The organism is Streptomyces saintjeani, assembly GCF_055409605.1.
Genome location: NZ_CP189624.1, coordinates 9,520,076 through 9,540,032, shown reverse-complemented (window position 1 = coordinate 9,540,032; position 19,957 = coordinate 9,520,076). Strand labels below are relative to the sequence as shown.

Here is a 19,957-nt window from a genome sequence, read left to right as displayed (position 1 = left end):
GACAGGCCGCCTTCCGCACGAGGCGGGCATCGGCCGGCAGCGCCATTTGACAGTTCAACTAAGATGAGATCACCCTGCTTCCGAGGTGTACGCGATCCAAGACAAACCCTAGTCCAACCTTGAATTCAGTCCAGGTGTTGGTGACGCGGAAGGCGCTGAACTGAGGGGTGTCGGTACCAAGTCGGCGGGTCGGCGCACTGATCGGACGCCAGCCCCAACTGGACGAACTCAGGGCGGCATTGCGCGACGCGGGCACCCGGGGGCAGTTGCTGGCCGTGCACGGCCCGCCCGGAATGGGCAAGACCGCGGTGGTGCAGGCGGCGTTGCGGACGGGTGCGCCGGACGGTCACCTGGTGGTACGGCTGCATCCCCAGGCGCGCGGTGTCCAGGGACTCGACGGCATCGTGGACCAGGTGTGCGACACGCTCGTCGACGACGGCCGCGCCCGTGACCTCGTGATGGCCCTGCGGCGCAGACAGCGGCAGTTGGCGACACACGACCGCTCCGGCCCGTGGCTGATGACGGAGACGCTGACCACGGTCGTCCGGGCGGCCGGTACGCGGCCGATGGCGGTGTTCCTCGACGACGTGCACCTGGTGGCACAGCGCGACCAGGTGGCGGTGGCCGCGTTCCTGGACGGGCTGCGCACGGCCGGCGCCTGTGTCGTGGTCTGCGCGGTGCCGACGGCGGTGGGCCCGTCGGCGGCCGGACGCGTCCCGGGAGCCGACCGGACCGTGGTCCTGCCTCCGCTCACCGAGGCGCAGAGCGCCGACCTCATCCACCGCTGTCTCGCCGCGCCCGCCGCACGGGAACTGGTGGCTGCGGTCCGTCACCGGCTGGGGCCCGTCCTCGCGGGCATCCCGGGCCCGGTACTGCGCACGGTCCGCGCGTTACGGGACCACGACCGGCTGACGACCATCGACGGACACGTCCACCTCGACGACCCGGGCACCCCGATCCCGGTGCCCGGCTTCCGGACAGAACTGCGCGGCTGGCTCCCCCGGGCCGAGGGGTCGGCCTCGGCCGACGACCGCTTTCCCGGCGAGGTTCTGGCCCTGCTCACCCGGCTCACCGGCGTCGGCGAGACGACCGTGGACGACTTTCTGCGCCTCGCCGGCGAACTGGGCGCATCCCAGGACGAGTTGGGCGGCGTCCTGGACACCCTGGCCGGCTGTGGACTCGTCGCCGTCGACGACCGGCTGCGTCTGACCAGCACCGTCCCCGCGGAGCTGCCGCCCCACTGGACCGAGGCCGACGTCGCGAGGCTCCACGCCCGGCTCGTCCTCAACGCGACCGCCGCGTCTCGCGGACATGCCCCGTGCCCCGCACCACGGCTCGTCGCCCATGCCCTGGCCGCCGAAGACGCCCTGCCTCCCCGGTTACGCACCGACCTGTTGTTCGCCGCCTCCGGCGAGCGCCAAGACCCGCACCGCGCCCTCGGGACATGTCTCGGCCTGCTGCGTCAGCTCAGCCACGACGACATCCGTCTGCCGGCGGTGCTGGAGACAGCGCTGGACCTCGTGCTCCACCACGGCTCCCACGCCGACCTGCTCGACCTCGGCGCCCGGCTGCTGCCCCCGCTGTCCGACGCCCCCGACGAGAAGCGCCGCATCTTCTCGCGCCTGGCGTCCGCCTGGACGCTGGCCGTCCGTCACGACCAGTGGCTGGGCGCCAGCACCCCGCACCGCTCCTCCCCGGCGGCCCAGGCCGCGCGGCGGACACCGGGGGCCGCAGCCCTGCTGGCCGTCTGCACCCGCTCGCCCGACGTGCCCGCAGGCGAACAGCCCGGCCCGGACCTGATCACGCCCCCCTCGGCCGGCGAGATCGAGCTTCTGTCAAGAGCCTGGTCGGGCGACGCCGCAGGCCCCGGCCGTCACCGGACGCGGCTCGCCGGACCGGGGTCGGGCCGGGAACGTCCTGACGCGCGGAGCAGCCGGCCCGGTCCCGGTGCGCACGGCGATCGCTCCGGAGACAGCGGTGGCCTCACCGAGGCGGAAGCCGCCCTCTACGAGATGCGCCACGCGCTGGGGTGGGGGAACCTGGCCTCCGCCTGGGAGGCGCTGCCGGGGCAACGGGCCCCGCTCTTCCCGAAGAGCCCCATCCATGTCCACCGGGACCTGGTACGCGAGTACCACACCGGTTCCTGGGACGAGGCTCTACGGCTCGCCGGGAGCCTGGAGGCGGCGCCAGGGGCCACCGGCCACGGTCCGCTGTACGCGCACAGCCGCAGCATCGCCGCCGAGATCTGCCGCATCCAGGGCGATCTCCCGCGCGCCGAGGCATGGCTGGGCAGGATCGCGCCGGACGCCGGGTGCTGGCCACTGCTCGCCTGGGCCCGGATGGGGGTGCGGCATGACCGCGGCGACACCGAGGGTGCCTGGCGGCAAGGCTGGCGGGAGTGCCGCGCACTGCGGCGCAGCGGCCGGACGGCCGGGCTCGAGATCCCGCTGCTGAGGGTGTTCGGGCTCGCGCGCCGGGACGATCAGGAGGCCATCGCCCTTGCCGCGCTGGAGCAGTTGGAGGAACTCGACTCGGCCGGCCCTTCCTGGCTGACCCGGGCGACGGTGCTGCTGGGCCGTGGACTCGTACGAGGGGACGTGGAGCGCATCGCCGCCGCGCAGGGCATGCTCGCGGCCCACGGCAACCGCCAGCACGCGTTCGGCACGGCGGTGCTGCTGCTGCGGCGCACCGGTGAGCGCCGGTGGCTCGACGAGGCATGGCGGCTCCAGGAAGGCACGTCGGCCCGTCCCGTCCGCGACGCTCTTGCCCGGCTCGCCGTTGAACTGGAACTGCCGCTGCCGCGCCTGAGCAAGCGGCCCGCCGCGCTGAGCCGGCTGGACCTGCGCGTCATCGAGATGGTGGCGGACGGCTTCACCAACCGGCAGCTGGCTGCCGCGCTCACGCTCAGCGAGAAGACCATCGAGGCGTACCTCGCCAAGATCTTCCGGCGCACCGGCTGCCGCTCCCGGGTGGAACTGGCCACTGCCTGGCTGGAGGGAGACCTTGACCGCTTCACACCTCTGGACCGGCACTCCGTGCCGTGATTTTCACCTGGTGAAAAGGGCTCCGCCTGCTCGTGTGACTTTTCCCTACAACCCGTTCACGGGGGCTGTTCGCTGTAGGGCGAACCGGAATCCTATGCCACCATCTACTGCGTTCGATCGCGGTCTTTTCCCGCTTGGAGATCATCATGTCGGTAGTTCGCGTCGGCGTGCACGCGAAGGACGCCCTCACTTTCCTCGGCCTGGTCGGATCGCTCACGGCAACACCCGGATTGGCTCTGGTCACCCCCGCGACCGGCGAGAAGGCCGACGTGACCGTCGTGTCCGAGCAGCAGGTGGGTCCTGCCGCGATGGAGGCGCTGAAATGTCTGGACAAACCTCTGTCCGGCTTCCTCCTCATCTCCGACAACGCATGGCGCGCCGGATACTCGGAGGCGATCGAACTCGGCGTGCGTGCCGTATTACGTCGGGAAGAATTCACCCAGCAACGACTGGTCGAAACGATCCGTCTCGTGGTAGACGGGCAAGCGCGTTTTCCCACCGAGCTGCAAGGCGGCCTGCTCGACCACATGAGCCGTATCCAGAAGGGCCTCGCCTCTTCCGGTCTCTCGGCCCGGGAAATCGCCGTCCTGCGGATGGCCGCGGAGGGGTACAGCAACATCGAGATAGCCAGGGAACTCCCCTACTCCGAGCGCACGATCAAGAACGTCTTCTACGGCCTGATGAAACGGATGCAGCTGAAGAACCGCACGCACGTCGTGTCGTACGCCATCCGGGCCGGCCTGATCTGAGTCCTCCTCAGGAGCCGGTCAGCAGGCCGAAGTTGTCGACGCCGAGCCAGAACGCGGCGGCCAGCCCCAGGAAAGCGGCTGCCGACGCGGCCAGCCGTGGCCACGGAACGTCGGCGAACCGTCGGGCGACACCGAGGACGGAGAGCGCGGCGACCGCCTGGAGTGCCACGATGCCGAGCGTGCCCAGCCCGAGCATGGTGGTGGTCATCCCGGTGTAGGGATCGAGTCCGGCGAGCGCGAACCCCGCTACGGCTGCCGCGTTCAGCACCGTCTGGAGCAGGCCTGCCCGGTATGGGGAGCGGTGGCGGGCGTGGGACGCGGCCAGCGCGGCCGGCAGCAACCGGTCGCCGGCCAGGATCTGGGTGTAGCGGTTGGCCGCGTTGTGCAGGGCCAGGGTCGCGGCGAACAGGCTGGTGCACAGCATGACCTGCATGACGGTGCCGGCGCTCGACCCGAGGTAGGTGTCGGTCAGCAGGAAGAACAGGTTGCCGAGCTGCTCGCCCGCCTCCTGCCGTACCTGCTGCTCGCCCACCGCGCCGACCGCGACCCAGCTGGTCAGCGCGTAGAAGCCCGCGATGAGGACGACCGCGGCATACGTGGCGCGCACCACGCTGCGCCGCGCATCGCGTGCCTCCCGGCCGTAGAGCGCGGCCGACTCGAACCCGATGAACGAGATGGCCGCGAACATCACCGACACGCCGAAGCCCGTCCCGAACACCTCGTGCGGCGCGAACGACGCGGCCGGCAGAGCCGCGGGCAGTCCGTCGCGCACGATGACGGCGGCGTCCAGGGCGAGCAGGATCGCCAGTTCGCCGGTCATCATCGCGGCCACGGTGCGTGCGCCTGCGCCGATGTCCCGGTGGCCGAGCCAGCCGACGACCGCCGTGCCGGCCGCCGCGCACACCCACCACGACACGTGCACCCCGCGGTCCGCGAGCACCAGGGAGGTGAAGTACCCGAAGGCGCCGAGCAGGCCGATCGTCGCCAGGTTGTACGAGACGACGGCCACGTAGCCGCTGACCACGCCCATCGGGCGGCCGAAGCCCTCGGAGGCGGCGGAGTAGAAGCCGCCGTGGCCGCCGGTGCGGCGGACGATCGCGGCGTAGCCGGCGGAGAAGGCGAGCAGGACGATCCCGGTCAGCACGAACGCGGCCGGGACCCCGGCGCCGTTGCCGAACGCGAAGGCCAGCGGGACGGTACCGGCCATCGCGGACAGCGGGGCCGCCGCCGAGACGATGAGATAGACGATGTGCCGGGTGGCCAGCGCCCGCGGGCGGACCGTGGCCGCGGTATTGGATGGAGCCTGGTCCAGCATTCTTCCCTCCGACGCCCAAGTGACAATGCCGGGCTTCGGGCCCGGCTTGTGAACGACCACACAATTACAGCCGCGACTATGCCTGCCCGCTCTGACGGCGAACTGATTGAGCGCTGACCCTGTCCAGGCCGGGGCGGGAGCATAAAGAGCGAAGCGAACGGCAGGGCTGTTCGCGAGTGGATTATTCCCACCCAGGCCGAGCGGTCGTTCTTGAACACACAGCTCATGTCAATTACCTTCGAGGTAATGACAGATTCTCGATGGCCGATAGTGCATCCGGCGCGCCCACTTGGCCACCCATTCCGAACCGATTCAGTCAACGTCACGAAGAAAGGAGCAAGGGTATCGGTCACGAGATGCCTCACGACCGCGACAGATGCACCTTTTGCACGCTTACGCGGCCCCGTGTGTGCCCGAATAGAGCCGTACTTCGACTTCTGGCCGATAATCGACTTCCACCTTCCGACCCCCTTGCGTAGCACTTTCCGCTTCGCATTAATTAACGCGACGGGGTGCTTTCCACGTGCAAGGATCGGAGAATTTCCGTGGTTCAGATAATTGAATCCGCCGAGATAAACCTGGAGTCGGGTAAAGAATCCGCTAGGGAGTTGCACTTCCGGCTGCTGGGCCCGCTGGAAATCACGGCCGGCTCCCGGGCGAGCGTGCTGGCCGGCGCCCGCCAGCGCACGCTGCTGGCCGCCTTACTCCTGCACAGCGGACGCCTGCTGCCCGTCGAGCAGCTCTACACGGAGCTGTGGGGCGAGACCTTGCCGCCCACCGTGGGCAACGCCCTCCAGGCGCACGTCTACCGGCTGCGCCGCAGGCTCCAGCAGCTGTCCACCACGGGTGCCGGACCCCAGCTGGTCACCCGGCCCTCGGGATACGTGCTGGAACTGAACGGCGCCACCGTCGACACGGACGCCTTCCACCGGACGCTCGCCCGGGCCCGGGCGCACGTGCACACCGCTCCGGACATCGCTCACGCGCTGTTCGAGGAGGCCCTCGCCCTGTGGCGGGGAGACCCGCTCCAGGACGTGATCCAGGGCCCGATGTGCCACAGCATCGCCTTCCAGCTCAAGGAGGAGTACCTCGCCGCCGTCGAGGAGAAGTTCTCGCTCGGCATCGACATCTCCGACCCGGTGCGCGTCATCGGTGAACTCAAGCGGATGAGTGTGGCCCACCCCTGGCGCGAGCGGATCACCGAACTCCTCATGATCGCCCTCTACCGGGCCGGCCGGCAGGCCGAGGCTCTGGAGACCTACAACAGCATCCGCCGCAGGCTCGTCGACGAGCTGGGCATCGAACCCTCGATCCAGCTCCAGCAACGCCTCAAGGACATCCTCAACCAGGTGCCCCACGTGCGCGGCTACCAGGCCGCGCACGGTTCCCGGACCGTCGATCAGGTGGTGATGGCCCCGCCCGGCAGGATGCGCTCGAAGCCGGCGTAGGGCACGAGCGCCTTCGGCAGGCGCACCGATCCGTCCGGCCGTACGTGCTGTTCCAGGATCGCCGCCACGGTCCGGCCGATCGGCAGCGCCGAACCGTTGAGCGTCGTGAGGGGAGTCTTGCGGGAACCCGGGCCACGACGGCGGATGCCCGCCCGCCGCGCCTGGAAGTCCCCGCAGTCGGACACCGACGAGATCTCCCGGAACGCCCCGCCGCCCGGCAGCCACACCTCCAGGTCGTAGGTCATCCGGGCCGAGAACCCGAGGTCCCCGGCCGGCAGCAGCACCACCCGGTACGTCAGCTCCAGCGCCCGCAGGCACTCTTCCACCTGGCTCACCATCAGCTCCAGCTCGCGCCGGGCGTCGTCCGGCGCACACAGCCTGACCAGCTCGACCTTCTCGAACTGATGGAGCCGCAGGATGCCCCGCGTGTCCCGGCCGTAGGAGCCGGCCTCGGCACGGAAGCAGGGAGTGCGGGCGGTGACCGCGAGCGGCAGCCGCGCGTCGTCGAGGACCTCACCGGCGAACAGGTTCGTCAGAGGCACCTCGCCGGTCGGGATCAGCATCAGCTCCCGCTCCCCCACCCGGGTCGAGAACAGCTCTTCCTCGAACTTCGGCAGCTGGCCCGTCCCCGTCATCGTCTCCCGCGTCACCAGGTACGGCACCGAATACTCCGTGTAGCCGTGCGACCCGGTGTGCAGGTCCAGCAGGAAGTCGGCCAGGGCCCGCTCCAGCCGCGCCCCCGCCCCCCGGGCGACGGAGAACCGCGCCCCGGACAGCTTCGCCGCCCGCTCGCCGTCCAGGATCCCCAGCGACGCGCCGACCACGGCGTGCTGACGGTTCTTGTCGGCCGCCGCCGGTGGCGGACCGCAGCGGCGCACTTCCACCGCCTCCGCTTCGGTCCGCCCGTCCGGCACCTCGTCCAGGGGAAGGTTCGGCACGGACAACAGCAGCTCGGTCAGCCGCTCCTGTGCGGCGCGCAGCCGGGTCTCTGCCCGCTGCGCCTGCTCCCGCAGCTCCCGTGCCGCGGCCCGCGCCTCCTCGGTGGCGGCCTCGCCCCGCGCCCCCCTGGTGGCCCGGTTCAGTTCGGCCCGGACCCGGTCGACCTCCTGGGCCGCTCCGGTCCGCTCCTTGTGCAGCACCTCCAACGCGTCGAGCGGCAGCGCGTATCCGCGCCGCGCCAGCCGCGCCACCGCCTTGTCGCCCAGCGCCAGCAGCTCACGGGCATCGTGCATCGCTCTTCCCTTCCCTCCGGCCGCGAGGTGCGGCGCCGATCGTCCTCAGGCCGCCGCGATGGCGAGGACGGCGTTCTGCCCGCCGAAGCCGAACGAATTACTGAGGGCCAGCTCCGTCCGGACACGGGTCGCGGACGTCGCGACCTCGATGTCGAGCCGGGGATCCAGCCGGGACAGCCCCGCCGTCGGCGGCACGACTCCCTGTTCCAGGGCCAGTACCGTCAGCGCGGCCTCCACCGCGCCCGCCGCGCCCAGCAGGTGCCCGGTCACCCCCTTGGTCGAGGTGATCAGCGGATCACCGGTCAGTACGCGGCTGAGCATCCGGCCCTCCGCCAGGTCGTTCAGCGGGGTCGAGGTGCCGTGCGCGTTCACGTGCCCGACGTCCGCCACGGCCGCGCCCGCGTCCGCCAGCGCCGCACGGACCGCGGCCTCGGCCCCCACTCCGTGCGGGTGCGGACTCGTCATGTGATGGGCGTCGGCGCTCGCCCCGTACCCGACGACCCTGCCCCGGACGCGCGCGCGCCGGGCCCGGGCGTCGGCGGTGCGTTCGAGGACCAGTACGCCCGCCCCCTCGGCGGCGACGAAGCCGTCCCGGTCCACGTCGAAGGGACGGGACGCGCCGTCCGGGTCGTCCTCCCGGCCGGACAGCGCGCCCATCTGCGCGAAGCCCGCCATCACCAGCGGTGTGATCATCGCCTCGCTGCCGCCGGCCAGCACGATGTCGCAGCGGTCCAGGGCGAGCAGGTCACGGGCCGTGCCCACGGCGGTCGCCCCGGACGCGCACGCCGTCGCCACCACCAGGTTCGGTCCCGTGGCGCCCAGCGTGATCGCGAGCTGCCCGGCCAGCATGTTCGGCAGTTGCATCGGCAGCAGCAGCGGCGACACCCGCCGGGCCTCTTCGGTGATCAGCACCAGGTGCTGCTCCTCCACGGTGCCCGGGCCGCCGTCGGCCGATCCCATCACCACGCCGACCCGGGCACCGTCCCAGGACGCCGGGTCGAGCCCGGCGTCCGCCACCGCCTCCTGCGCCGCCACCAGGGCGAACTGCACGAACCTGTCCAGCCGGTGGGCGCGCCGGGCACCCAGCAGGGTCTCGGCGCAGAATCCCGGTACCCGGCAGGACAGCCGTACCGGGTTTCCCTCCAGCGCCGGATCGACGGCCGCCGTCGGCCGCCCGGCGCACACCGCCGCCCAGCTGTCGGCGGTGCACGTCCCGGCGGGCGTCACCAGTCCCACACCGGTGACCGCGATGTCCGCGCCGACGGTCATGCCGCCGCGCTCCGCTCCTCCATCAGCTTCGCCATGTCACCCACCGTGGCCGCCTCCAGCAGTTCGTCGTCGCTGATGGCCAGCCCCAGCTCCTTCTCCAGCACCAGCGACAGCTCCACCACGGCGAGCGAGTCCAGGTCGATGTCCTCCCGCGTGGCGCCGGGGACCACCGCCTCGGGGGTCACCTTGAGCTTGCTGACCAGCATTTCCTTCAGTGTCTCGAACACGGGGTCTCCTTCGGGCAGGTCGGATGGTTGCGTGCGATGAGGATCAGAGGGAAGCGACCTCGGGCCAGACCAGGGCGGTCGCCCCCCAGGCCAGGCCGCCGCCGAACGCGGTCGCGAGCAGCCGGTGGCCGGGCTTCAGCGTGCCCTCGGCGGCGGCCTGCGCGAGCAGCACCGCGAGCGACGCGCCGCCGGTGTTGCCCACGTGTTCGATGTTGGACAGCCGCCGCTCGGGCGGGATGCCCAGGTCGTCGGCGACGGTGGTCAGGATGCGGGCGTTCGCCTGGTGCGCGGCGAAACGGTCCGCGTCCTGCGGGCCGTCCCAGCCCGCCGCCCCGGCGGCCAGCCGGGACGACTCGGTCATCCGCGCCACGGCGTGCCGGTACACCTCGCGGCCCGCCATCCGGAAGTACTCCTCGCCCGGCGCTGCCGCGGCCCCGGAGCCGCGCTGGCGCGACCCGCCCGCCGGTACCTCGATCAGTCTGCTCAGGCCGCCGTCGCTGCCCAGCACCACCCGGCCGACCGCACCGGGCTCGGCCGGGTCGCCGGCGCGCAGCACGACCGCGCCCGCGCCGTCGGCGAAGATCACCGCGGTGCCCCGGTCGGTGGGATCGATGATCGTGGTGAACGCGTCGGCCGCGATCAGCAGGACCCGCCGCGCGGTGCCGGCGGCGATCAGCCCCGCGGCGCTCGCGAGCCCGTACAGGAAGCCGCTGCACACCGCCGCCACGTCGAAGGCGCCGACGCCGCGCAGTCCGAGCCGGTCGGCCACGTCGGGGGCGGTCGCCGGGCACGGCCGGTCGGGGGTGGTGGTGGCGAGCACCACGGCGTCCGCGCCGCCGCCCGCGGCGTCCAGCGCCCGCTGTCCCGCCTGAACGGCGAGGTCCGAGGTGGCGACTCCGGGGGCGACCATGTGACGGCTGGCGATTCCCGTGCGGGAGCGGATCCACGCGTCGGAGGTGTCCAGCCGGCGGGTCAGGTCCTCGTTGGTCACCACGTCGGGCGGCAGATAGCAGCCGAGGCCCGCTATCACCGCCCCCCGCCCGGCCGCGGCACCGCTCATGCGGCGCTCCCGGCGCCGCCCAGCAGCTCCGGCGGCAGGCCCATGTAGGCCATGCGGACCTCGGCCATCTGCTCGGTCCACCGCTCCGCCATGTCGTAGCGCTGCTCGGCGGTGGTGTCGAGCATGCGGGTGCCGGGCCAGATCTCGTAGTCGCCGATCAGGTCCGCCCGCGCGGCCATGCCCTCCTGGAAGAGTTCCTCGCGGTGGATCACGAACTCCCGGTCGGGGACCTCGTCCCACATCCTCACGCCGGCCTGGATGATCTCCACGATCCGGTCCCGGGATTCGGGGTGCGCCGCGAGGTGGTCCTTGAGGATGGTGCTGGCCACGGTCAGATGGCGGATCTCGTCGATCGAGGTGCCCCGGGAGATCTCGCTGGTCGCCGGGGAGAGCGGGCCCCACTTGCGCTCGCTCAGCTCGGCGGCCGGCGCGAGCACGCCTTCGATGACGATGCAGAACACCGCGACGCCGCCCGCGAAGTCCTTCTTGTCGCGCACGATGTCGAGGGTGAACTCCTCCACCGGCCGCAGCACCCGGCGCCGGTAGTCGGCGGCCATCTCCTCGATGTCACGCAGGAGTGTCTTCTCCGGCAGGCCCAGCTCGACCAGGTGGCCCCGGAACACCCGGGCGTGCCGGGCCTCGTCGAGCAGTTGGGTCGCGTAGAACTCCATCTCCGCGATGCCGGGGGCGATTTCGACGTAGGGGGCGAGCAGGCGGGTGGCGATCTCCTCGGACACGCCCCGGTAGCCGAACTCCAGGATGAGCGCCTCGCGCAGCGGGTTCCCGGGCTGCTTGAGGAAGTCGGGGACCTGGGCGTTCGCGTGATGCCCCGTCACTCCCCGGTCCTTCAGGGTGCCCTGGGCGACCGAGGTGATCCAGTAGGCCAGATCGCAGTCGTCCGGGCCGAGCGTGAGCTGCATGGCGCCGTCCAGGAGTCCGGGAGCGGTGTCCCAGCCGGCTTCCGGGGCGACGGCCCGGTCGGTGTCGTCGATGCTCACAGTGCTGCGCCTTCCTTCTCTTTCGGGTGGGTCACGGAAAAGTCCGGCACGTACGCCAGGTCCGGGTCGGGGCCGCCCGCGCACAGCTCGCCGTCGTAGGCGAGCAGCGGCACTCCGCGGGGGCCGCCGTGGGCCCGTACCACCAGGCCGAGCAGCACCTCGTGGTCGCCCACGGGGAAGCTGCCGCGCACCCGGCAGGCGTAGTGCGCGAGCGCGCCGTCGAGCAGTGGGGCGCCGGAGTAGCGGTCGGGCCGCCAGCCGAGCTCCTCGAACGGGGAGCTGTCCGCCGTAGGGCCCTCGTCCGCGAACCGCCGGGCCACCGGCTGCTGGCCGCCGCTGAGCACGTTGACCGCGAAGCGCCCTTCGGCGAGGGCCAGATGGGCGAGGTGGGAGCCTTCGCGCAGGCTCGCGGCCAGCAGCAGGGGGGTCGATGAGACGGTCGTGAGGGAGGAGACCATGGTGCCGTGCACCTGCCCCTGGTGGCAGACCGTCAGGACGGTGACGGGTGCGGCGAGGCGTCTCACGGCGGGCGCGGCGTCGGCCCTCATCGTCCGGCCCGCGCGGGGAGGTGGCCCACCGGAGCCGGCTCGCCCTCGTGCGTGGCGTGCCCGGCCGGCTTGGGGTGCGCGAGGCCCAGGTCGTCCAGGAGCCGCAGATAGCCGTCCTGCCGGACCGGTTCGAAGGGCAGCGCGAACGATTTCATGAAGTTGCCGAACAGGCCCCGGTCGCCGAAGAGGTGGAAGGGGATCGCCAGCAGCGCCCACTCGGGCCCGACGAGCCAGATCCACAGGCCGATCACGGCGGCCTGGGTGATCAGGCTGTGCATCACGTTGTAGAGGACGTAGTACGTCTTGGATATGGGCCGCCCGCCGGCGCGTTTGAAGGCGATCGCGCCCGGGATGTAGCCGATGAGGTCGATGTAGAGGAAGAGCCCGATGAAGGGCAGCCACCGGATGTCTCCGAGGTGCGCGATGATCAGTCCGGTCGACACCGCGAATCCGACCAGGTACTCGGCGCGGTGCAGGGAGTAGGTGCGGGGGGTCTCGAACGGGTTCGCCTGGTCCATGCTCTGTCTCCTGCCGAAGGTCCGTCGGGCGGATCACGTCATGCGGTGGCGGGCACCTCGGCGGCCCGGCCGTCCGGCTCGTGGTGTTCGCCGACGACCTCGGTGCCGGGGAACATCCCGGTGACGGCCCAGGCGACGGTCTCCCGGATCACCCGCTCGGCGATCGGGTCGAGGATTCCCTCCAGGCTCGGGATGCCGAAGTCGAAGTCGGCGGCGAACCGCAGACGGACGTCCGCGCCCTCCTGGACCAGGCTCCAGGTGCCCTGGAAGGAGTCGAAGTCGCCGTCGGTCTGCTCGAAGCGGATCTCCAGCGCGTCGACGAGGAACTCGTCGCGCTCGGTCCAGCGCAGCAGGCCGCTGCGGAAGTGCAGTTCCCAGCTGGAGGAGCCGTCCTGGTCGGGGTGGGTGGCGTGCACGGTGGTCGCCTCCACGTGCGGGGCCAGCTCGGGGTAGCGCTCCCAGCGCCGTACGGCGTGGAAGACGTCCTCGGCCGACTGCGCGGGCACCAGCGCCTCAAGGGTCACCTGTCGCACGGTCGCTACCGCCTTTCCGGCATCGTGGCGGAGCCGCTGACCAGGTCGCGGGTCGCCTTGTCGAAGGAGTCGAGAAGATGGTTCACGTCCGCGTCGGTGAGGATCGCGGGCGGGGTGAAGCGCACCACGGAGCTGCCGTTCATCGAGTGGTTGGCCACCACTCCGTGGTTGAACAGTTCGATCAGCAGCTCGCCGGCCAGCCCCGCCTCGACCAGTTCCACGCCGATCAGCAGGCCCTGGCCGCGCACCTCGACCAGCAGGCCGGGCAGGTTGCGGCGGGCGATCTCGGTGATCCGGGGCAGCAGGCGGGCGCCCAGCTCCATCGAGCGCGTGACCAGGCGTTCCTCCTGCACCGCCCGGATCGCCCCCTGGACGGCGGCCATCAGGAGCGGCTGCCCGGAGAAGGTGCCGGTGTGGATGTAGGGGTCCTTGTCGAAGGGGCGGAACGCCTTGCGGGTGGCGACGACGGCGGACACCGGCGCCACTCCCCCGCCGAGTGCCTTGCCGGCCAGCAGGACGTCCGGCGTGATGCCCTCGATGTCGGCGCCCCACCACTCGCCGAGCCGCCCGAATCCGGACTGCACCTCGTCGAGGACGAGGAATCCGTCGTACTCGCGGACGAGCGCCTCGACCTGTTTCAGGTAGCCCTTGGGCGGGATGATCACGCCGCCCTCTCCCTGGACCGGCTCCAGGATCACGCAGACCTCGCCGGGATGCGCGGCCAGTTGCTCACGCAGGGCGTCGGTGTCGCCGTACGGGATGTGGGTGAAGTCGGGCAGGAGCGGGCGGAAGGGGTCCTGGTAGACCTTTTTCGCGGTCGCCGACAGCGCGCCCATGGTCTTGCCGTGGTAGCCGCCGTGCATCGCGACCGTACGGCGCCGGCCGCTCGCGCGGGCCAGTTTGAGTCCGGCCTCGACCGCCTCGGTGCCGGACAGCGCGAAGTGCACCCGGTCCAGGCCGGCCGGCATCACCGACACCAGCGCCTCGGCCGCCTGGGCGACGGTGGGCTCCAGCAGGATGCGCGTGGCCACCGGGTGGCGGTGCAGCTGGCGTTCGACGGCCTCGATGACGAGGGGATGGCGTGCGCCCATGAGGAACACGCCGTAGCCGCCGGCGTTGAGGAAGCGCTCGCCGTCGCTCGTGGTGAGCCAGGCGCCGGAGGACTCGACCTCCATATGGCTGCCGAAGAGCTCGGCGACGGTGGCCCGGCCCTTGCTCAGGTGCGCCCGGTACAGGTCGAGGCAGTGCTCCTCGGACAGGGTGTGGGCGGCCGGGGGCTGTGCGGTGGTGGTCATGCGGTGACTCCTGTGACGCCGGTACAGGGGATGAGCGTGGTCATGACAGTTCCAGGGCGCCGCCGGTGAACCACTGGAGCAGCGGTTCGGCCGCGGACGCCCGGCCCGGAGGGTGGAACAGGAGCGGGCGGACCGAGTCGGCGAGCCGGGTGTGCTCGCCGCCCCGGATGAAGTCGATGCCACCGAGGAGCTCCAGGGCCTGGTCGGCGACCTGGACGAGGGTCTCCTGGGCGGCGTACCGGGCCACGAGCACCGCCGCCACGGCGGCCTCGCCCTCCAGGCCGTCCCGTACGGCGCGGGCGGCGCCTTCCAGGAGGGCGAAGGACGACTCGGCGCGGACCGCGAGCGCCGCGCGCTCGCCCACCGCGCCGCGCCCGCGCTCCAGCACGGTGGCGGCGAGGGCGCTCGCGGCCCCGGTGTAGCCCGCCGAGATCAGCAGCTCGAACCAGATGAACCCGGTCGTCTGGAGGTCGTCCAGCAGGTGCGGGGCCTCCGGCACGGTCCGTACGACGAGATCGTGCGGCACGAACACGTCGGTCAGCCGCACCTCGTCGCTCTCCGCCCCCGCCAGCACCTCGTTGCTCCAGAAGGGCGCCACCGAGACGCCGTCGGAGTCGGCGGGCAGCAGTGCCAGAGCCAGTTCCGGGGCGCCGTCCGCCCCGGGAACCGCGATGCTCGCCGTGAGCAGGTCCATGGAACGGGCCAGGCTGCACGGCTTCTTGACGCCGTTGAGGAGGTAGCCGCCCTCGGTGGGGGTGGCGGTCACCGACGGGATCAGGATGTTCTGCTGGGTACGGCCCTCCGCCCAGCCGGAGGCCAGCAGCAGCCGCTCCGGGGCGATGCCGTGCAGCAGCTTCGTCTGCGCGGGCGTCAGGCGTCCCGCGTCACCGGCGAGTTCGAACAGCATGGCGACCGTGAAGTGATGCATCGCGCCGGCCGCCGCGAGCGACGGTGACACCGAGCCCACGGCCCGCTGCACCAAGATCGCGTCGAGGATGCCGGCGCCGGCTCCGCCGTACTCGTGCGGCACCAGCAGCCCCGGACCGCCGTGCTCGCGCAGCAGCGCGGTGACCGGGGAGCCCGCTGCCTCGCGCCGGTCGAAGGGGATGGCCTCCAGCGCCGCGAGGAGGCCCGGGTGATGGCGTTCACACACGTCTCGTGCGAGGTTCAGGGATCGCATGGCAGATCTCCGAGGGAGGTTAGGGGGCAGTGATCAGGAGCCGAAGACCGCCTCTAGCGGACTGACGTCCCGCGCGATGCTCACCCCTTGGAGGTGCGAGGTCTTGAGCATCGGGTAGTTGGCCTCGCCGAAGGCACCACCGGTCAGGCCGGTGCCGCCGTGACTCGGCAGATAGGGCAGGAAGCCGATGTGCGAGTCGTTGACCTTCAGCAGGCCGCCGTTGCCCACCCGGCGCACGAAGGCGTCGACGATGTCCTGCGAGCCGGCCCACAGCGAGTTGCGCAGGCCGTATTCGTTGGAGTTGACGAACGCGATCATCCGCTCGCGCAGCTCGTCGTCACCGCCCTGCTCGGGCACCACGATCGGCAGCAGCGGGAAGAACGTCTCGTCGCGGACCACGTCGTACTTGCGGGCCTCGGTCAGGCCCTCCACCCGCAGCACGGTCGGCTGGAGGAAGACGCCCGTGTCCGAGGGGGTCCCGTCGACCTCGGCCCGGCTGCCGCCGGTGACGAGCTCGGCGCCCTGGTCCAGGGCCTGCTGGAGCAGGGCGAAGAAGCGCTCGCTGCGGCGCACCGGGGACAGCAGCACCTCCGGGTCCTCCGGGTAGCCGGGGCGGATCGCCTCCGCCCGCCGGGCGACCTCCGCGATCAGCCGGTCGGCGATCTCGGGATGCGCCAGCACGTAGTTGGGCACCATGCAGATCTGACCGGAGCCGTAGAACGCCTCCGAGATCGCCTGCGCCGCCCGCGTCACGTCGGCGTCCTTCCACACCACGATGCCGTCGTTGCCGGCCAGTTCGAGGATCGGCTTCTTGCCGCGGGCCACGCACTGCTCCTGGAAGCGCAGGCCCTCCTGGCTGCCGCCGATGTAGAAGATGTCGTCGATCAGCGGGTCCTCCAGCCAGCGGTCCAGCGTCTGGCGGGGATTGCCGCAGATCGCGTTGAGCACCCCCGGCGGCGCGCCCACCCGGTCGAGCAGCGGCGCCACCACGTCCCGCATCAGCCACATCGTGCTCAGCGCGATGCTGCGCGGCGCCCGCACCACCACCGCGTTGCCCGCCATCACGGCGAGCACGGCCAGGGCGGCGCTGGGAGCGGGGGCGTTCTGCGGCGGGTTGAAGGCGACCACGCCATCGGGCTGGCGGCGCACGATCAGCCGCCGCGGGCCGTGCTCGAACTCGGTGTGCATCCGCTGCCGGTACCAGCCCAGGCTCTCCTCGCTGTAGACCTGGAGCAGACAGCTCAGCTCCCAGCGGGCGAGTTTGACCGGGTGGCCCTCCAGCATCAGCATCTCGGTGAACTCGTCCTGGCGGCTGAGGAGTTCCTCGCGGAACAAGGTGCCCAGCCGCATCCGCTCCGCCAGCGGGACCGCCGCCCACACCGGGGCCGCCTCGGCTGCCGCGGCGGCGGCCCGGTCGATGTCCGCGTCGCTCGCGACCGCGCACCGGCCGGCCACGTAGGGATGGTTCGCCGCCTCCGACTCCGGATTCCGCTCCAGTTCACGCTTCAGGCTGACGCTCGTGAAGACGTCCTCCAGCAGAGAACGCGAGCTGACCGTGTACACCCAGTGCTCGCTCTCCACATCCTTGCCACCGATGTAGAGTCGATAACTGCGCTTTTCCGAAGCATGCATCGGCCGCCCCATAGAATACGCCTCCGTATTGCTGTCAAATTTCTCGTGCAGCCTGCTCGGAAAATAGTGTCCCAGTGCTCTCTGACGCGGTCCTGACGCACCGCTGACCCTGGTCTGACGTTCTCCCGATTCCACCTCGCCGCCCCTTTCCGCGGCGAATTGATGTCTGCTCTAATTTCCCCATGTCCAAAATTCTTCTGCATGCCATCAGGAACTGGACCCAGGCGGAGAACCCCAGCGCTTTCCTGGCGATGAACGACGACAAGGAGGTGTTCACGCTGCCCGGCACCGACGGTGCCGTGTTCTACCGGCGGACCGGGAAGTACGCCGTCCAGTTCGGCGGCCCGTTCGCCCCGCCCGAGACCTACGAGCGCCTCCTCGACGCCTTCCTCGAACACACCCGGCAGCAGGAGCTGCTGGTGGTGGGGGTGCAGCTCCAGCGCTCCGACGCCGAGATCCACGTCCGCCACGGCTTCACCGTCAACCAGATCGGCGCCTCCTGGGCCGTACAGCTCCCGGAGTTCAGCCTGCGCGGGACGAAGTACATGCAACTGCGCAACAAGATCTCCCGCGCGCTGCGCAACGGCCTGACGGTCCAGGAGGTGGACGCCGCGAACTGGGGGGACGCCATCGAGCACATCGACGGCCCCTGGCTCAGGTCGAAGGGCGAGAACGTCCGGCCGCTGGAGTTCCTCGTCGGCCAGATCGGCGGCCCGGCGCAGGAACACCGCCGGCTCTTCCTCGGCACCATCGAGGGCGAACCGGTGGCCTACATCTCCTACTCCCCGGTCTACGGCGACCGGGCGGGCTGGATGCACGACCTCAGCCGCCGTCTGCCCGGCGGCTCACCCGGACTGATGGAAGCCGTCAACGCGCACGCGATCGAGGTCTTCCGGGCCGAGGGCACCGAGTGGCTGCACTTCGGCTTCACCCCGTTCACCGGGCTCGACGCGGACGCGGAACTGCCCGGCCACAGCCCGGCCTTCAGCTGGCTCATGCAGTTCCTGTGGGCCGAGGGCGGCGCCCTCTACCCGGCGCAGACCCAGCTCGCCTACAAGGAGAAGTGGGGGCCCGAGCTGAGCATCCCGGAGTACGTCGCCTTCCAGGGGCAGGCGTCGCTGCCGTCCTTCGCGCACATCTTCCGCGCCTGCAACTCCTTCTGACAACGATCCCAGGGAGAGACCCATGTCCACCGAGACGAGCACCGCTCAGCCCACCAGGAGCACCGACGAACTGCGCCACTCCATGGTCGAGTACCTCATGGCCGTCATCGGAGCCCCGGACGACGAGGAGATCGCCCGCAACGCCGATCAGGCGGTCCGGCTCCTGGACGCCCGGCTGGCCGAGGAGCGGCTCGGCTGACCTCCTCCAGGTCTCGCGTACGGCTGTGGCGGGGGTCCCCTTCCGACAGGGGACCCCCGCCACAGTTGTGCGCTCAGCGGGTGGGAACCACGTCCACCGGACGGCCGGTCGTGCGGTCCCCGAGGACGGCGACGTCCAGCGCCAGCACGGCCATCGCGCCCGCGATCACCGTGAACAGCAGGCCCGCGCCGCCGGCGTCCAGCAGCGGCAGCAGCAGGAACGGCAGGGCCGCCGCGGTCAGCTTCGACAGCGAGTAGGCCAGTCCGGAGGCGCCGGCCCGGATCGCCGTCGGGTACTGCTCCGCCAGCAGAACGTGCGAGGCGGCCGAGAAGACGTTGCTCAGCAGCGTGTAGGCGAAGCCGAAGACCACCACCCAGACACCCGAGCCGGCGAACGCGAAGCCGAGCCCGGACGCGGCCATGGCACACGCCGACACCGCCACCAGCACCTTCCGCTCGACGCGGTCCATCAGCAGCGCCGCCAGCAGCGAGCCCACCGGGTATCCGAAGAACGACACGGCCGTGTACCCGAGCCCGGCCACGATGCCGTACCCCTTGGCCGCCAGCACCTGCGGAGCCAGCGTGCCGAAGCCGTAGTAGCCGACCGTGGACAGCAGACAGAACACCCACAGCATCACCGTGCGCCGCCGGTACGGCGGGGAGAACAGCGTCCGCAGCATGCCGCGCCCGGACGAAGCGGCCGGCGGGCGCTCCTCCTTCTCCCCCGCACCGGCGTCCCCGGACCCGGTCACGTACGACGGCCCCGCCTCCGCCTCGAGCCGCGCGGTGATCTCCTCCGCCTCCCGGGTACGGCCGACCGCCGCGAGCCAGCGAGGCGACTCGAACAGCCCCCGGCGCAGCACCCACACCGCCGCCGAGCCGAGTCCGCCGAACAGGAACAGCCAGCGCCAGCCGGCGATGCCGAGCGGACTGAGCGGCACCAGCCACACCGCGAGCAGGCCCACCGCGGGCACCCCGCAGAAGCCGATGGTGTACGTCCACGCGATGAGCCGGCCGCGGTGACGGGCGGGCAGGACGTCGGCGAGGTAGCTGTCGGTCAGCGACTGCTCCGCCCCGATGCCGATACCCGCCACGAAACGCAGGGCCACCAGCCAGGCCACCGACGGCGCGAACGCGCCGGCGAGCGAAGCACCCGAGTACAGCGCCAGGTTGAGCAGGAAGGCCCGCCGCCTGCCGAACCGGTCGGCGAAGCGGCCGAGCACGATCGCGCCGAGGAACTGGCCGAGGAACGCGGACGCCAGCACCAGCTTCAGTGTGGTGCCGGTGAGCGCGAAGTCGGCCTGTAGCACCTTCGACAGCACACCGGACAGGTTGTTCTCGTACATGTCGAACAGCAGGCCGACCCCGATGACACCGGTGAGCCGGTGGTGGGACGGGAGAACGGGCAGCCTGTCGAGCCGCTCGCCCACGGACAGGCGGTGCCCGTCGGCACCCGAAGCCGGGATCACTCTGGCTGACTTCTCGGACATGGCGAAGGGGCTCCTCTCGGGGTGGGTGAGTGCCAGGACCCGCGACCGGCGCCGTGCT

18 protein-coding genes are annotated in these 19,957 nt (G+C 71.3%); 5 read left to right on the top strand and 13 right to left on the bottom strand.

Features of this window, described 5'->3' with window-relative positions; genetic code table 11:
- Positions 1-167: 167 nt before the first annotated feature.
- A complete protein-coding gene (locus tag ACQCO7_RS42755; RefSeq protein WP_464076907.1) occupies positions 168-3,044 on the top strand; it encodes an AAA family ATPase in 2,877 nt (958 codons plus the stop codon).
- Between the two features lie 134 nt (positions 3,045-3,178).
- Positions 3,179-3,793 carry a helix-turn-helix transcriptional regulator gene (locus ACQCO7_RS42750; RefSeq protein ID WP_464076906.1) on the top strand — a complete coding sequence of 205 codons (615 nt, stop codon included), beginning with the start codon at positions 3,179-3,181 and terminating at the stop codon, positions 3,791-3,793.
- Positions 3,794-3,800: 7 nt separating this feature from the next.
- Here the strand turns inward: ACQCO7_RS42750 and ACQCO7_RS42745 are convergent, their stop codons facing one another.
- Positions 3,801-5,108, bottom strand: coding sequence for an APC family permease (locus ACQCO7_RS42745; protein ID WP_464076905.1), 1,308 nt, complete (start codon positions 5,106-5,108; stop codon positions 3,801-3,803).
- Between the two features lie 545 nt (positions 5,109-5,653).
- Here ACQCO7_RS42745 and ACQCO7_RS42740 point away from each other — a divergent pair.
- Positions 5,654-6,556, top strand: a complete 903-nt coding sequence (locus ACQCO7_RS42740) for an AfsR/SARP family transcriptional regulator (protein ID WP_464076904.1) — start codon at positions 5,654-5,656, stop codon at positions 6,554-6,556.
- Here ACQCO7_RS42740 and serS read toward each other — a convergent pair.
- The 11 genes from serS to ACQCO7_RS42685 all read right to left on the bottom strand — a co-directional run bounded on the left by serS (position 6,508) and on the right by ACQCO7_RS42685 (position 17,048).
- Complete coding sequence (gene serS, locus ACQCO7_RS42735; RefSeq protein ID WP_464076903.1) at positions 6,508-7,788, bottom strand: serine--tRNA ligase; 1,281 nt, start codon at positions 7,786-7,788, stop codon at positions 6,508-6,510. The genes ACQCO7_RS42740 and serS overlap by 49 nt on opposite strands.
- A gap of 45 nt (positions 7,789-7,833) precedes the next feature.
- Positions 7,834-9,057 carry a beta-ketoacyl-[acyl-carrier-protein] synthase family protein gene (locus ACQCO7_RS42730; RefSeq protein WP_464076902.1) on the bottom strand — a complete coding sequence of 408 codons (1,224 nt, stop codon included), beginning with the start codon at positions 9,055-9,057 and terminating at the stop codon, positions 7,834-7,836.
- A complete protein-coding gene (locus ACQCO7_RS42725) occupies positions 9,054-9,284 on the bottom strand; it encodes an acyl carrier protein (RefSeq protein ID WP_464076901.1) in 231 nt (76 codons plus the stop codon). Before ACQCO7_RS42725 ends, ACQCO7_RS42730 begins: the two co-directional genes overlap by 4 nt.
- A gap of 43 nt (positions 9,285-9,327) precedes the next feature.
- Positions 9,328-10,344 (bottom strand): beta-ketoacyl-ACP synthase III, encoded by a 1,017-nt coding sequence (locus tag ACQCO7_RS42720; protein ID WP_464076900.1) that lies wholly within the window; start codon positions 10,342-10,344, stop codon positions 9,328-9,330.
- Positions 10,341-11,264, bottom strand: coding sequence for a ferritin family protein (locus tag ACQCO7_RS42715; protein ID WP_464077435.1), 924 nt, complete (start codon positions 11,262-11,264; stop codon positions 10,341-10,343). Before ACQCO7_RS42715 ends, ACQCO7_RS42720 begins: the two co-directional genes overlap by 4 nt.
- A gap of 74 nt (positions 11,265-11,338) precedes the next feature.
- The gene (locus tag ACQCO7_RS42710; protein ID WP_464076899.1) at positions 11,339-11,890 is read right to left on the bottom strand and encodes a flavin reductase family protein; all 552 of its coding nucleotides are present in this window, start codon (positions 11,888-11,890) and stop codon (positions 11,339-11,341) included.
- Positions 11,887-12,408, bottom strand: coding sequence for a hypothetical protein (locus ACQCO7_RS42705; RefSeq protein ID WP_464076898.1), 522 nt, complete (start codon positions 12,406-12,408; stop codon positions 11,887-11,889). Before ACQCO7_RS42705 ends, ACQCO7_RS42710 begins: the two co-directional genes overlap by 4 nt.
- A 38-nt stretch (positions 12,409-12,446) precedes the next feature.
- Positions 12,447-12,941 (bottom strand): type II toxin-antitoxin system RatA family toxin, encoded by a 495-nt coding sequence (locus ACQCO7_RS42700; RefSeq protein WP_464076897.1) that lies wholly within the window; start codon positions 12,939-12,941, stop codon positions 12,447-12,449.
- Positions 12,942-12,946: 5 nt separating this feature from the next.
- Complete coding sequence (locus ACQCO7_RS42695) at positions 12,947-14,236, bottom strand: aspartate aminotransferase family protein (RefSeq protein WP_464076896.1); 1,290 nt, start codon at positions 14,234-14,236, stop codon at positions 12,947-12,949.
- Positions 14,237-14,276: 40 nt separating this feature from the next.
- Positions 14,277-15,416 (bottom strand): acyl-CoA dehydrogenase family protein, encoded by a 1,140-nt coding sequence (locus tag ACQCO7_RS42690; RefSeq protein WP_464076895.1) that lies wholly within the window; start codon positions 15,414-15,416, stop codon positions 14,277-14,279.
- A 33-nt stretch (positions 15,417-15,449) separates the two neighbouring features.
- A complete protein-coding gene (locus tag ACQCO7_RS42685; RefSeq protein ID WP_464076894.1) occupies positions 15,450-17,048 on the bottom strand; it encodes an aldehyde dehydrogenase family protein in 1,599 nt (532 codons plus the stop codon).
- A gap of 182 nt (positions 17,049-17,230) precedes the next feature.
- Between ACQCO7_RS42685 and ACQCO7_RS42680 the strand changes: the two genes are divergently transcribed.
- Positions 17,231-18,211 carry a bifunctional lysylphosphatidylglycerol flippase/synthetase MprF gene (locus ACQCO7_RS42680; protein ID WP_464076893.1) on the top strand — a complete coding sequence of 327 codons (981 nt, stop codon included), beginning with the start codon at positions 17,231-17,233 and terminating at the stop codon, positions 18,209-18,211.
- Between the two features lie 22 nt (positions 18,212-18,233).
- The gene (locus ACQCO7_RS42675) at positions 18,234-18,410 is read left to right on the top strand and encodes a hypothetical protein (protein WP_464076892.1); all 177 of its coding nucleotides are present in this window, start codon (positions 18,234-18,236) and stop codon (positions 18,408-18,410) included.
- Positions 18,411-18,483: 73 nt separating this feature from the next.
- On the opposite strand, the gene ACQCO7_RS42670 is transcribed toward ACQCO7_RS42675, so the two are convergent.
- Entirely contained in the window at positions 18,484-19,899 is a 1,416-nt protein-coding gene (locus ACQCO7_RS42670) for an MFS transporter (protein WP_464076891.1), read from the bottom strand.
- Between the last annotated feature and the right edge of the window lie 58 nt (positions 19,900-19,957).